Genomic DNA, 14,695 nt, shown 5'->3' with positions numbered 1-14,695 from the left:
AATTTGTCAGCTTAATCCGAACTGACGTTATTTATCTCTCTAAGTAGTGACCCTTTGCGATCGCTTATTCATATATTTTGTCAAATCGACAAAGGTATCTCGACGTAGATAGGGGTAGTCGCCGACCCAAAGTTTGTATTGTGGAATATAGGCATCCGAGGTTAAACGGCTAACCCGACCGAAACGGCGATCGTTAGAAAATAACAACAAATATACTGTTTGCTCTGGGCGAATCCTCTTGAGTTCCCGTTTCATCGGTAACCGTAGAGTTGTCACAAACTCCGTCTCATCACCAAGCTCGATATTTAGGAAACTTTCCGCATCATAGCTGACATCCATTCTTCCTCTCGAATCCACCTTTTCCTCGCGGGCAAGCACTTCCTGTGACACATACACATCTAGCACTTCCGCTTGCCAAAATCCGCAGTAGGCAAAGCGCCGCAATTTAGCGTTCCGAATGCTGGCTAAAGCCACAGGCTCTAACATCCAATACAGTCCCCCAAAAGCTGCACAAACAAACATCGCCACTGCCGCAAAACTATTCGGACTATTTTCATTAACGCGGTTATAGAGGATCGTAAAGACAATCACGCAGGCGATGGAAATCGCAATGCGACGAAATACGCTCTGACCGTCGCCCCAATAGTATTGATACTGCTCTGAGGTGGGAACAGCGGGTATTAGCTCATCAAAATTTTTGCGCTTGAGGGGAGTAATCATAATCTCTTATTAACTGGGCTACGGCTACGCCTAAACCATTATGAAACCAATTTTAAAGTTTTATGCCAAGTTAAGAAATGGCTACGCCATTTCTTAACTTGAAAACCCTTACTAGATTTAGTTTTTAATTCACAAAAGTGTTGTCACACTTTTGTGAATTGGTATTAAACCTCAAAATTGCTTTTAGCTAATAATGCCGATCCGTAAGCAGCCTCAGTTTCTAAAGGCTTCTGCATTGGCGTTTTTAAATAGCGATCGCGTATTTTTGTCCATGTTTGATTTTTAGCTCCTCCCCCTGCGGTGTAAATTTGCCGTAGTGGCGAAGCGCCTAATTCTTGTAAAAGACTGTAGCCCCTTGCCTCAATTCTTGCCATGCTTTCCAATAACCCATGTAAAAATTCTGCGGGATCTTGCGGTCTTGGTTCTAATCTGGGGATTAGATGCGGATCGTTAATGGGAAAGCGATCGCCGATCTTGGGTAGAGGATAATAATCTAAGGCGCTAGGAATGTGGGGATCGATGCGATCGCTAAGTTCGCTTAATTCTATATCTGTAAAAAACTGTTTCAAGACTGCTCCTCCCACATTAGAAGCTCCACCTACCAGCCATAAGCACCCACAGGCGGGATGCTCGAAGCGATGGCTATAAATTCCATAACTCAGATCATTAATCGGGCGATCACTTAATATTTTTAATACCATCGTTGATCCCAAAGAAGTAACCGCAGTACCCAATGTAGGTTTCGCCATACCGATGCAAGCTAGAAACCCAGCATTACTATCGGTCGTGCCCGCGCCGATCTCACAATCTTTGGGTAATCCCAGATGGGTAGCAACTTTTGCTTGAATTTTGGCGATCGTGGTACTTGGGGCAAATATTTCTGGCAAAATTACGGTTGGATGGGCTTTTGCCCATGCTCGCAACCAGTCAGGATAGGTCAAACTTAACGGTTCATAACCCAGCTTGAGCGCATTGTGATAATCACTTACTCCCAACCGATCATGCAGCAGATAACCCAACCAATCAGCCTGATGTAAGAAATAAAATCCTTCGGGTATTTGGCTCCAAGTTGGAGTTAGCGCAATTAATTTGCTAAAACTAGAAGTCGCACTTGCCACTGAATGGTGCAGTGGGGCAATATCAACTACTCGTTCTAAAATTGCCAGCTCGCAAGCATCGCTATAGATCATTGGTGGAGCGATGACTTTTCCCGCGAGATCGCAAATCAAAACCGTTGCCGAAGTCCCATCAATCACTATTTTTCTGATATTAACTCGGACGAACTCAGGCAAATTCGTAATTACTTCAAAAAGTGCGTTCCGCCATGTTTCGCAATTGCGGATGTCATAGTCTGAGCGGGTGAGCGCAACTATTTCGCCTTCCCGATCGATGGCGATCGCACGTACTCCCGAAGTTCCAAAATCAATACCTAAAAAATAATGCATGACTACTCCGTAAGCAGAAAGACATATACTCCTCTGTGCTAAAAAATAGTTACGAAGTAAGTGGGCTTAATTAAATATAAAGTCCTAAAACCTGCCGCGCACGCTACGCGTGCGCCACAGGTTTTAGATCTGGATTTTAATTATGCTCAGCTACTTATCGCGATCCTAAATGCCTTTTAAAAGCTTCCCTTCTAAGGGTGCCACTTCCATACTCAAGACTAAGATTTAGCCAGAGGAATATGTTTTTCCAAACAGGTTTTCAACATTTGTACATCAAATAAAACTGGTAAGAAATGAATGCTTTTTACTTCTTTAAAATAAAATAAAATGGGAAACGAGAACCAAAATACTTTCCAATTTTGCCACTCTTGATAGGGGAAAGTACGGAACTTTTCTTGCGATCGATAAACCTCTAAATCTGTCGCTGTAAATACTAACCGAATGGTAGCCACTTGATAGACTAAGAACAGTCCAAAAATGGCAACTAAACCCGCAGCAATCGGTTGAACCCAAATTAATGGGATTCCTGCCAATAGGAGTACGGTAGGTATTGCATAGTTTGGATTTAGTTCTGTATTCTGCGATGCAATCTTTGGATCGATGGAAGGATTTGAAGCGGTCATGATGATTTAAATAATTGATTTATATCTATAGATATACATTTAATTCTAAATCTATGGCTTCTTTATAGAAATGATAGGATAAATATTAATGCGCTAGTTATGTACTTGAGTTAATTGAATACTAACTCTCCCTCCATATTTATCCACCTCACACAATCTCTATATAAGCTTAGGAAATGTCTATGAACTTATCCTCAACAGCGAATGACTTGGCTTTACCTTTACCCGAAGCCACTAAAGACCCCAAAGTCTGGAGCCATCTCAAGCAAGCGATCGCGACAAGTTCGGGATTTGATAAATGGCAGCGATCTCGTAATGACGACTCCAAAGGCGATCCCAAAGATGTTGTCGTATTCCAAGAAAGCGTTCTTGACGATCTCGTGCGTAGCTACTTACGTGAGACACTAGAAACGTTAGCGTATTAATTGCGAGATTTTTCTTGTGAGCGAAACATTAGAAACTCAGTTTGCCACCTTAAGAGAGCAACTAGCTGCGGATGACATGGGTACTCGAATGAAAGCCCTCCATGCTAGTCGCTCTCTCCCCATTTCTGAACGATTTACTTTACTCCTAATTGCCGCGAATGACTCCTATGCCCGTATTCGTTACGATGCCATTAGCCAAATTGGTTCCGTAGGTCATGTCGACTTACAAAAATCCCTAGAAGTTTTAAGCGATCGCCTAAACATCGATCCTGAAATTGACGTTCGTGCGGCAGCAGCAGCTTCGCTTGGTTCTCTGCAACTTACCCAAGCCTTCGACTTACTTAAAACCGCCTACGAGTCTACTAATGACTGGATGTTTCAATTTAGTATTGTGGCAGCGATCGGGGAACTTGGCGATCCTCAAGGATTCGATCTCCTCGCCGAAGCCTTACAAAGTCCTAATGAACTTGTGAAGATTGCTGCGATCGGTTCCCTAGGAGATCTGGGGGATCTCAATGCAGTTCCCCTTTTAATCCCCCTTACAGACGATCCCGATTGGCAAATACGCCATCGTATTTCCCAATCCCTTGCCCAAATTGGAGGCGATGAAGCTAAAGCTGGACTAGAGAAACTAGCCAAAGACCCAATGCCACAAGTTGCCGAATCAACTCAAGCCTTAATAGCTCTTCTTTAAGACAAATAATGCTTTAGTTTTTACCCCAACAATAGCAACCTAAGGATAGACATACTAAACCAAGAAATAGAGGTGCGGAGCTTAGCTCCGCACCTCTATTTCTTGACAGGGAAGGGCGTAGCTATTTAATGATTTTTATGGGAATCAATATAAGCTTTCAAAATTTTGAGTTGATCGGGAGTTAATACCGCATTTTGTGCAGCAGTCTCTTCTTTCTTAATAGCAAGAACTTGGTCATGCTGCTCGTCGGTTAAACGTACAGTGCTCAGAGCGTGGCGGAAGGATTCCCCCTTTTTGCTTAAAGCCGTATTGAGCTGTTTTAACTGATCGGCAGTCAGCAATTTTTTAACCTTGTCATGAGCGTCAGATTCAATTTTTTTGATCTTGACTTTTTGCTCGGATGTCAGATGCAAGTCTAATCTCTGTTCGCTTTTGGCGATGAGAACGTTGGATTGAGCAAATACAGGAATCGCTAGACTCCCACTTAAGGACAGCGCTAAAGCCGCTACAGGAAGTAGTTTAGTCAGAATTAGGTTCATATTTCAGTACTGTGATTGATCGAGATAATGGTCTAACAATTGCCGCATCGGATTTATTCCCCTTTTTCCCATAAGTAAATCCACAATTATGAATGGCTACGAGAATCCAATGCTAAAAAATTAAATTTTGTAGTGGGAATCGACCATGTAAATGGCTGTGATTTCAGCCCAGCAGCCTAGTAACGTAACTCATATTCATAATTGCCGTTACTATCCACAACAATCTTATTGCCATCACTATCAGCAATAGCAACAGCAGAATTGCCAAATTCATCAACACAAACCGATGCCGCAACATTGCCATCACTTGAAATAGCACAGTCAACTGCTTGTGCTTTGACTGGGCTAGCAAATACCATCAAACCTAAAACTGATGAAGCCATAAACGAACTAATGCACAAGAAATGCTTAACCATAAATATAATCCAGTTCAACTTTTAACGGTTTTGACCGTAAATGCGACAGACTAAAACCTACTTACAGAATTTAGTCTTTCTAAATTAAAAGTACCCAGTTTTTGAATATTAATCTACAGAATAAGGTAGAAAATTAAGCAAAAAATTAAGCAAAATTTTAAAGCCTTATATAGAAATCAATCTATGATTTAACCCACAAGATTAATAGCCCTATTTATATAGCAATGCAAGGTTTACTTAGGACGTAAAATCCCAGAAGAGAATGGTAGCGCTTCGCGCTACCATTCTCTTCTGGGATTTTAATTTTGTCTTAATATTTGTCAGCTTAACCCCAACTGACGTTATATAGCTGTCGCCAAATTTACTAGGACATAAAACCCAAGAATTAATTGGCGGCGCGAAGCGCCGCCAATTAATTCTTGGGTTTTGATTTGTCCTAATTCAAGTGACTGTAGCTATAAATAAAAAGAGGAGACATTACAGGTCTCCTCTTTTTAGGCAGTTTTACGTTAACTAAATATTATTAGATAAGCAAAAACTATTAGGTTTGTTTTGTTCTAGCAAATAATTTTTTAGAACGAGAAGGTGGTACGGATTACACCAACGGTTGCAGTTCCGTTAGCACTATCGCTACCTTGGTTGAATACAAAGAATACACCAGGGGTGATGCTGATATTCTTAGAAACGCGGAAACGATAGAAGGCTTCCAGTTGGTAAGGAGTGCTAGCACTACCTTGAGCAGATCCAGTTACGCTGGTTCTGAGCAAAGGCTGACCGAAGGACAGAGCAGCAAGGTCGCCTTCACTAAAGATGTCTTTCAAGGAAAGCGAAGCTAACCAGCTAGTAAATGTAGTACCAGCAGTGGTTGTACCCGTGGAGTTAGCAAAGGTGTAAGCGCCCCAAGTGTTAAATGTGAACTTCTTGGTGATATCCCAAATCAAGCTACCTGCAACGGTATCTGTGTTGATTCCACTTACGCCAGGAGCACTTACTCCACCTAGAGAGTCAGCGTTTAGACCAGAGCTGAGGGTGTTACCAACGGTATATGCACGAGCATAACCAATACCGAGAGTAAGTGCATCAGAAGGTTTTGCTACCAACTGAGCAACAACCTTTGTGTCTCCACCAGATATACCACCTTGACCAGAAGCAGCCGCAGCGTTAGAAGCGCTGTAAGCTACTTGGAAACTAGCACTCTTGCTAAAGTTCCAGTCAAAACCAGCTACTGCTAGCCCTGAAGCACCACCACTAGAAGCAATGCGGATCAATGGATTGAAACGACCGAAACGAGAAATAGTTCCTTGGCTATCACTCTCAAGAGGATTAAGAGGATTGATGATATCTTCTACAGCACCGATTGGGGCAATGTAAGCGGTGAATTGATCGCCAACGGGGAACTTGTAGTACAAGCGATTGATTTCAAAGTTATTAGCAGAGCTGCCTGTAAATCCAAATCCATCAAAGGATAGGCGAGTACTGTTACTACCAGCCAATGCGTTGTAGCTGCCAGTGTTGCTAGCTTGCAAACGGGTTCTTAATAAATCCTTGCCAGTGAAGCTGGTGTCTAGATTGAGACGAACGCGGTAGCTGAAAGTTGTGTTTGTGCTGCTAACGCCAGTTGTAGAAACGCCGTCGGTTCCAGCGGCAAGACCGAAGATTGCTTCTCCACGTAGTTTGGTGGTGGTGGAGAATTGCTGAGCTTCGAGCTTAGCGGTTTTTGCATCGAGAGCATCTACACGACCGCGAAGAGTTGCAAGTTCAGCAGCAAATTCTTCTTGAAGCTTTTGAAGGGTGGCGAGATCTTGCTTGCTAACCTTGTCAGCCAAACCTGCGGAGATGATTTCGTTAATCTTGTCCAAGCAAGCATTCAAACCAGCAGCAAATTCATAACGGCTAGTTGCTTGTTTGCCACGGAATGTGCGATCAGGGTAACCAGCGATACAACCGTAGCGCTCTACCAAAGATTGCAGTGCGGTGAAGGCCCAATCGGTAGGGCGAACATCGCTAAGTTGAGATACTGAAGTAACATTTTGAGCGATCGCATTAGGACGTGCCAAGCTATCGGTACTTACTGAGCGGATTACTTCAGAGTTTTGAGAAGCTTGAGCATTAGCTCCACCACTGATGAGGGCGGATGCAGCAACAGCGGCAGATATGACTACGCTGTAATTTTTCTTGGAAAACTTAGACATTTAGATTACCGTTCCTCACAAAATAACAGTCTTAACACCTGTCTTGATTTAATGTAGCAATAATAGCAACAAAAAGTTAAGTGTTAGTCGATACATTGTTCATGTATTTACAATTTAACCTTACCTTGATTATGTTTTTTTGCGATCGCCAATAATCGCAAATAACTGTAATGAATACCAAAATAAATAGAAAAAACTGATTCCTAAAAAAGACGGGGATATGACAATTTCGGGAATCGATGGCGGCAAGATTATTATATTTGATCGAGCTAAGCGGAAGCCCTATTTTTCGCAAATGATTTCGATTTCGGACTGCAATATAGCAATGACCTCGATCTCTTGACAATCCCTAATAGTTTACCTTGGCAATTTTCACCTTGGCAATTTTTATGAGATTGCTTTTACGAGATCGCTCGATACCGACTTCCATGAGACTTCCATGAGACTTCCATGAGATCTCTTATCGGTAGTTACGATTTCTAAAGTAAAAAAATAATTAATATCCAAAATATTTGCTGGAGCAATTGGGCTAAAATATAAATAGCAGGGGAACACTATACAAGCTAACTTTGCAAATCCGTAAGCCGTCTAAGCCCTGTAATCATGGCAGAAGAGAGCTAAAACCCTACCGAAATCGTTGAAATTTCTTTGGGAATGCATCATAAGAATTGGGCAACCAAAAAATATGCGTTTCGATCCATATTTTTCGCTATCCCATTTTTCTTGTCCTGTAATGATATCGCAGCGCTATCTGGATCGCCTCTAAAAAGATAAATCAACCTCTTTGGTTTCGTTTTGATAAGTCGAACCTATAGAAGTTGTTTTCCGTGATAATCATCGAAACTTTAGCTTTCGTTGGTTTGTGATATTGATTGCTCTTTGGCTCTCCCTACTGTGGCTTATGTTCGTAGGTTGCTATTTTGTTACCCCCCTCGTTCGATTTAATTTGCTCACCTTAAACAATCGCTTGATCTTCGCCTCATGGAATTCTCGATTAATCAACTGTTAGACAATTTCTCTGATGACAAACTAGTTACACCCAAAGCGATTGAAAAAAAACTTGGGATTGGTGATGACAGCAAAAGCGTGCGTCGACTCCAAGTTGCTCTTGATGCTCTCGAAAAAATTGGTGTCCTTGAAAAAGACAAGGGGCGATACCGACGCATTCACGAAGAGGGTTTGGTTGAAGGTCGTTTACGTTGTTCTAGTAAAGGCTTTTGCTTTGCAATTCAAGATGTTGAGGGTGCTGAAGATATCTATGTTAGAGAAAGTCGTCTGAGCAACGCTTGGAATGGCGATCGCGTTTTGGTGAGGGTCACTAAGGATGGAGTGCGACGGCGATCGCCTGAGGGTGAAGTCCGCTTGATCCTCGAACGCTCAAATCCTACTTTACTCTCAACCGTAAAGTTTACTGACGATAGTTATCGAGCCTTACCCCTTGATGATCGACTGCTGTTTGAAGTGGAATTAGTCCCAGACGAAGAAACGCCCGATCTGAGTGTAGCGGTGGGAAAACTGGTTCATCTGGAAATGGTGCGGTTTTCGTTAGGCAATCATTTGCCTTTGGGGCGGATTTTGCAAATCTTGGGCGATGATGCAGAATCAACTAACGATATCGATCTGGTCTGCTGCAAACATAATTTACCCCGCAGGTTTAGTGCGAAAGCTTTGACCGCCGCAGCGAGTTTGCCTAGGGGGGTTAGAAAGGCAGATCTCAAGCATCGTCTTGACCTGCGCAAAACCCTAACAGTGAGAATTGGTAATGCTGCTGCGATCTCGATCGCTGAAGTGGAAACGGGCTGGGAATTAGGCGTGCATATTCCCGATGTCGCAACCTACGTTGCCTCAGGTTCGCCGTTGGATTTAGAAGCACAGAAGCGGTTGCGCTCATTTTTCCTTGGAGACACGGTCTTGCCGATGTTGCCTGAAATGAATGTATTTAATCAACCTGAATATCTAACGATGTCGGTGTTGATTAAGTTAGATCGCGATGGCAATATGCTTTCCTTTGAGATCCAGCCTTCCGCCGTACTGGTGCGGGCTAACTTGAGCTATCAAAGAGCGCAGCAGATTCTTGATGGGAAGGTAGCCGTTGATGAAGATGCCCCCAGTCAAGAGATTGATACTGAGGTAGAAGAACTGGTGCATTTGATTGCTAAGGTGGGAACGTTACTGCAAAATCAGTCCAATGCGATCAGACTAGTTTTGCCACAAATTCCCTCTCAAGAAGCGGATGAGGGAGTCAGGGGTCTAACGGTGATTCCTTTGACTTTACAGATTTCGGGCTCGGTAATGGAGGTAATGATCCTTGCAAATAAAGCGATCGCCTCCCACCTACATTCCCTTGCTGTTCCTTCAATCTATCTGCACCAAATCCCCCCCGATCAAGGCAAGGTCGATGATTGGACCAAACTCTTGGAGAGCATCGGGATTGCCTCAAAGTTGGAAAATCCCGAACAGCTCCAAATTGCCGATCTGCATCGGATTTTGGGACAGGTAAACCAGCTCGAACAGGAAGCAACTCGCGACATTCTCAAATATTTGTTGCTGTCGATGTTTAAGACCAATGAGTATGTGCTTACGCCTGCCATGCATTTTGGTCTGGGCTTAATCGACCAACCCTACATGCATGGTGTGTTTCCTCAAAACCACTATGGCGATCTACTGATTCAACGCATTTTACATACCGTGTTTGAAGAAGGGCGAGATCGTCGTAGCATCAGGATTAAGGATGGGGTGAACTTGCGTAGTTCTAGCTCCCACGGTCAAGTCAATTGGAGTGTGCTGCCTCCTGAAACCGAACGCCAATTAATTGAAGACTTGGAAGCAGTCGTACCGAAACTCAATCAAGCTGACGCTCTATATCATCGTTCGATCGCTGATCTCGATGGATTGCGTAAGGCGGAGTTTATGCGATCGCACACGGGTGGCAACTTCTTCGGCATTATTACCAGCGTCCAGTCCTATGGCTTCTTTGTGGAGATCGAATCGCTATTGGTGGAAGGGCTAGTGCATGTCAGTTCTCTTAAGGATGATTGGTATGAGTTCCCCTTGATCAATGGTAAAGGTCGTGCGAGGGCTTCGACTTTGCTAGTCGGTCGTCGCAGTGGTCGCCAATATTGTCTGGGCGATCGCGTAGAGGTGCAGGTCAAGGGCGTAGATTACTATCGCCAGCAAATTGACTTAGTTGCGGTAGTAAATTCTGAAGGTGATCGCGATCCATCCAATACCACTGAAGCTAACTCAGAATCAGCTTTAGCAGAATTTTCTGAGGCAAACGACGATTCTGAAACTTTAGAATGATTAAATAGCTATTGACTGGAGTTATGCCTCGGTCAATAGCTATTTAATTAACCTTAATTAATCGCTCGTTTTAATTGCTTGTTTTAATTGCTTGTTTTAATTGCTTATTTTAATTGCTTGTTTTAATCGGGCATTGACGCTAGTTTTATATCCTACTCTCCGCGAGTTCTCCACCATGTCGCTTTCCCGCCTATTGGTGACCGTATTAAACCGTCTTCAGCCATCTGCGGAGACGGTTATGCTTATTTCAGCGATCGCCGTTGGCGTAATCAGTGGGACTGGGGTAACCCTATTTCGCAAGCTGATTTTAATCGCCCAAGAATTTTATTGGCATGAACTAGCCTTAGCTTTTATTGCGAAGTGGCATTGGGCAATTGTTTTCATCCCGATGATAGGGGCATTAGTAGTTAGCATTTTGCGCTTCAAGTTAGATCGCGATGAATCTAGTACTTCTAGCCGAGAATTAGCATTATCCTACTCACAGGTTCCGCTAAAAACGGTAGCAGCAGCGCTTTCTCTCGGGGCAGGAGCTTCGCTGGGACCTGAGGGGCCGAGTGTGGAGCTAGGCAGCAATATTGGCTCTTTGCTCGGTCAAATGATGCAATTTTCTAGCGAAAGGATTAGGTTACTGATCGGTGCGGGGGGCGCTGCGGGTTTGGCGGCTGGGTTTAACGCACCGATCGCAGGTGTATTTTTTGCCCTAGAGGTATTACTCCGCGATTCCTATCGCACCAGTAAATCCAGCCCGAACTCTGATGTTAGTGTTGTGGTTATTGCTTCGGTAATTTCGGCATTGGTTTCCCAGATCAGTCTGGGGGAAAGACCCGCTTTTAGTTTGCCTGTCTATGAAGTACGCAGCTATTGGGAGTTACCGCTCTATCTTGGCTTGGGGGTACTAGCCAGTGCTGTGGCGTTAATGTTTACCCGTGCGATCAAGCAGGCTAAAAAGTTTTTTGCAGGGCAATGGAAGATCGCTCCCTTTATGCAAAAGCTGCCGATGCCTATCAAACTCTTAATTGGGGGCTTATGTGTCGGTATTGTTGCCTTGACCTTTCCTGAGGCGATCGGTATTGGGTATGAGACAGTGGAATCAATCCTGCAAGATACCCCCTTCACCATTCCTCTACTGGCGATACTGCTGGGGATCAAACTCGTACTAACGGCAATCAGCTCTGCTAGTGGTTTCGTCGGTGGCATATTTGCGCCTTCTATCTTCCTAGGAGCCGTATTGGGCAGTTTGTATGGACAGGCGATCGCTAGCTTTTTACCTGCATCGATTCCGATCGCGGCTTCTCCTGCCTATGCTCTAGTCGGTATGGCAGCGGTCTTGGCAGGAACGGTTCGCGCTCCTCTGACATCCGTATTACTACTATTTGAAATGACCCGCGACTATCGCATCGTCTTGCCGCTCATGGCAGCAGTGGGACTCTGTGCTTGGGTACTTGATCAACTCGATACATCTAAAGCCGATCGGATGATGATGCAATGGTCTGACCTGCCCGCCGATATTGAGGTTCTGGAAAAAATTAAAATTGCCGAGGTAATGACCCTTAATCCCGCATCGGTTAAATATTCGATGCCGTTACTACAAGCCGCCCAATTTATTACTAGTGGCTATCACCATAGCGCCTTAGTTCTTGATGACATTAACCATTTACAAGGTATCCTTACCACTCAAGATATCAAACGGCTTTTATCTAACACTGTGGTCGATCGCCCCCTTGAAGAAATGACCGTACAGAATATTTGTACTAAAGAAGTGCTCTATACCTTTGCCGATGAATCGCTTGCCGAAGCATTGAAACGTATGGCAACTAGAGATCTGCGACAGATGCCCGTAGTCGATCGCCACCAACCTAAGCGCGTAATTGGTATGGTCGATCGTTTAGCAATTACGACAGCCTATAATACTGCTCTAACAAAACGAGCGATCGCTGCTAGAATTACAGCGACTAAGCCAACCGTAACTATTGCAGCCGTTCACAGTAATACTGTAAATAATGGATCTAGCAATGGATCTAGTAATGGATCTAGCAATAATGCTAATGACAAGAGCAATGATAAAGACAATAATCTAAATGCAAACAATGTAAATAATGTAAATAATTTAAACAATGCTCTAAGTAATAGCCTAGATAACGCTTCAAACAATAATTTAAACAGAGAGTCGGATATACATAGTTCTGAGGCGGTTTCCTCTTAAAATTTACGCATAGATTGTCTAAATATCTGGCAAATAGCCCAAATAAGGATGTCATGGATAGCGAAGAAATACTAATTGAATTTGTAGCAAATGGCGATCGCCCCAAAGGTGCGTCGGTAAAATCGATTAGCACCACTAAGATTAAAGACAGTATCCAAAGACTTGCAAAGCTAGTGCAGCAACTCGCAACCGACAGTTCTTCAAGTCATGCCAATGGATTAGCTCTAGATGAGGTCGAAATTTCACTAAAGCTCACGGATACGGGTGAGGCAATTTTATTAGGTGATGGACAAAGCAACGGGGCAATGACTTTGCGATTTCGGCGTGTAAGTAGTGCTGTGGCGATCGCCAGTCCTAACAATACTATACCAACGCAATCTCTTACCTCTAGTACGGGGGTCGACTATACTAAGCTGCGTGCTTTGTTAGCTGGTGGTAAGTGGCAAGAAGCAAACCAAGAGACATGGAATGTGATGTGTCATGCGGCGCGTAAGAATATTGGTTCGGTGTTGACATCTGAGGAAATCAAGCAAATCTCCTGTGACGATCTGCAAATCATTGACAAGCTGTGGCAGCAGCACAGTCAAGGACGCTATGGATTTAGCGCCCAAAATCAGGTTTATATGTCATCAATTCTGGGATAAATTCTGGGATAAATATTTCTAGAAACTTCTAGGATATTCTGGAGATACTTTTGAGGTGTTTCTAGAATGATATTTGCAGGTTAGGTAATGTTGGGGCTTTACTGCGCTTTTCCCGATAGATAGGCATTTTATCATTCATCAATTCATACAATCCATACACAATCCATACACAATCCATACTTGAAGGGGTCAGTCAGCATCATGGATCAGGACAAGCAAAAGCAGATTACAGGCTACTTTATTGAGGAAGCCAAGGAACATCTCCAAACTATCGAATCAGGACTGCTGAATTTGCAAACATTGATGGGAGATGCTGAAGCTGTAAATGAAATATTTCGTGCTGCCCACTCAATTAAGGGGGGAGCCGCAATGCTGGGATTTAGCAGCATTCAACATGTTGCCCATAATTTTGAAGATTATTTTAAGGTAATTCGCGAAAACACCAATTTTAAGGTCGATCAGGATCTTCAAACGCTTTTTCTTCAAGCCTTTGATAAATTGCAAGAGTTAGTCGAGCATCTCCAAAGCCCCTATGGTTTGACTAAAGATGCGGTGGATGGAGTCATGGCTGGCTCCGATCAAATTTTTGCTAATCTTAAAGCCCATCTCCAAAATCTGATCTCTGGTAAACCCACTGAGGCAAAGTCTAAGAGTGCGATTAAGTCGGCAAGCAAAACGCCTAAGATCGATACAAAAGCAATGCTGACGGCTTTTCAGGCTGAGGTTCCACTCAAATTACGGAATATGTTGGAGCTGTTTAAGCAGCCTGATAGTCCTCGCAGTCGCCAGAATTTGGAATCGATCTGTACTCAATTACAGGAAATTGGCGATCGCTTTGGTCTATCTACTTGGTCATCTTTAATGGAATCGGTGCGCATTGCCGTTGCGAATCCAAATAATCAATTTCGCACGCTTGCACCGACTCTAATTAAAGAAATCAAGCAAGCTCAAGAACAGGTGCTGGCTCAGAAAACCGATCAAGTCAAGGCTTCCTCACAATTGCTGCAATTAATACCTGCAAGCTTGGTAGAAAAGGTGGATACCACCATCCCCACTAAAGTTATTAGTAGCAAGCCTGATAATACCTCCGCCGACGAGGTAAGTAAGATCTTTGGTGCGGTGATCGAGGAAGACAAAGCGATGAAGGGCTGGCAAACCTTTAGCGATCGCGTGGGATGGCGACAGAATGGAACTTGGATTGCTTCCAATGCTACTTCACCGCAATCGCCCCCTGAAGGGCATTTCCCTACTCCTCTTTGGTTAGCAGCATGGCATCAATCTAAGGATTCTAAAGCAAAGGAGTTTCAGGCTCAGTATGCCGCGCTTCTGGCTAAAATTGCGAACTGTAATATCAATTAGCAACTATAGGCACTTACGATAGCAGTAGTCAGTTATGTTAGGACAAAAACAAAACCCAGAATAGTGTTGCGGCGCGAAGCGCCGCAACACTATTCTGGATTTTATGTCTTAACTTATTTGGCTATAGCTATA

Annotated in this window: 12 protein-coding genes; 6 read left to right on the top strand and 6 right to left on the bottom strand. The window is 43.6% G+C overall.

The genetic code is table 11. The features are described 5' to 3' along the window. Positions 1–39: 39 nt before the first annotated feature. The 3 genes from AC805_RS08110 to AC805_RS08100 form a co-directional block, all read right to left on the bottom strand. Positions 40–720, bottom strand: a complete 681-nt coding sequence (locus AC805_RS08110; RefSeq protein WP_055074957.1) for a hypothetical protein — start codon at positions 718–720, stop codon at positions 40–42. 164 nt (positions 721–884) lie between these two features. Further along, the gene (locus AC805_RS08105) at positions 885–2,165 is read right to left on the bottom strand and encodes an FGGY-family carbohydrate kinase (RefSeq protein WP_055074956.1); all 1,281 of its coding nucleotides are present in this window, start codon (positions 2,163–2,165) and stop codon (positions 885–887) included. 218 nt (positions 2,166–2,383) lie between these two features. Beyond that, a complete protein-coding gene (locus AC805_RS08100; RefSeq protein WP_055074955.1) occupies positions 2,384–2,788 on the bottom strand; it encodes a DUF3119 family protein in 405 nt (134 codons plus the stop codon). A gap of 182 nt (positions 2,789–2,970) precedes the next feature. Between AC805_RS08100 and AC805_RS08095 the strand changes: the two genes are divergently transcribed. Beyond that, the gene (locus AC805_RS08095; protein ID WP_055074954.1) at positions 2,971–3,213 is read left to right on the top strand and encodes a hypothetical protein; all 243 of its coding nucleotides are present in this window, start codon (positions 2,971–2,973) and stop codon (positions 3,211–3,213) included. 16 nt (positions 3,214–3,229) lie between these two features. Then, positions 3,230–3,907 (top strand): HEAT repeat domain-containing protein, encoded by a 678-nt coding sequence (locus AC805_RS08090; protein ID WP_082429433.1) that lies wholly within the window; start codon positions 3,230–3,232, stop codon positions 3,905–3,907. Between the two features lie 125 nt (positions 3,908–4,032). Here the strand turns inward: AC805_RS08090 and AC805_RS08085 are convergent, their stop codons facing one another. From AC805_RS08085 to AC805_RS08075, 3 genes are all read right to left on the bottom strand, one after another. Next, positions 4,033–4,446 carry a hypothetical protein gene (locus tag AC805_RS08085; RefSeq protein WP_055074953.1) on the bottom strand — a complete coding sequence of 138 codons (414 nt, stop codon included), beginning with the start codon at positions 4,444–4,446 and terminating at the stop codon, positions 4,033–4,035. 176 nt (positions 4,447–4,622) lie between these two features. Beyond that, positions 4,623–4,829, bottom strand: a complete 207-nt coding sequence (locus AC805_RS08080; RefSeq protein ID WP_055074952.1) for a hypothetical protein — start codon at positions 4,827–4,829, stop codon at positions 4,623–4,625. A 605-nt stretch (positions 4,830–5,434) separates the two neighbouring features. After that, on the bottom strand, positions 5,435–7,054 hold the full coding sequence (locus AC805_RS08075; protein ID WP_055074951.1) for an iron uptake porin: 1,620 nt from the start codon (positions 7,052–7,054) through the stop codon (positions 5,435–5,437). A 981-nt stretch (positions 7,055–8,035) separates the two neighbouring features. Between AC805_RS08075 and AC805_RS08070 the strand changes: the two genes are divergently transcribed. The 4 genes from AC805_RS08070 to AC805_RS08055 all read left to right on the top strand — a co-directional run bounded on the left by AC805_RS08070 (position 8,036) and on the right by AC805_RS08055 (position 14,563). After that, positions 8,036–10,357 (top strand): ribonuclease R family protein, encoded by a 2,322-nt coding sequence (locus AC805_RS08070; protein ID WP_055074950.1) that lies wholly within the window; start codon positions 8,036–8,038, stop codon positions 10,355–10,357. Between the two features lie 175 nt (positions 10,358–10,532). After that, positions 10,533–12,560 carry a chloride channel protein gene (locus AC805_RS08065; protein WP_055074949.1) on the top strand — a complete coding sequence of 676 codons (2,028 nt, stop codon included), beginning with the start codon at positions 10,533–10,535 and terminating at the stop codon, positions 12,558–12,560. A gap of 53 nt (positions 12,561–12,613) precedes the next feature. After that, entirely contained in the window at positions 12,614–13,204 is a 591-nt protein-coding gene (locus AC805_RS08060; protein ID WP_055074948.1) for a GUN4 domain-containing protein, read from the top strand. Positions 13,205–13,405: 201 nt separating this feature from the next. Further along, positions 13,406–14,563 carry an Hpt domain-containing protein gene (locus AC805_RS08055; RefSeq protein WP_055074947.1) on the top strand — a complete coding sequence of 386 codons (1,158 nt, stop codon included), beginning with the start codon at positions 13,406–13,408 and terminating at the stop codon, positions 14,561–14,563. Positions 14,564–14,695 lie beyond the last annotated feature (132 nt).

This window comes from Pseudanabaena sp. 'Roaring Creek' (assembly GCF_001402795.1).
GTDB lineage: Bacteria > Cyanobacteriota > Cyanobacteriia > Pseudanabaenales > Pseudanabaenaceae > Pseudanabaena.
This window is presented reverse-complemented; position numbering and strand designations above follow the sequence as displayed.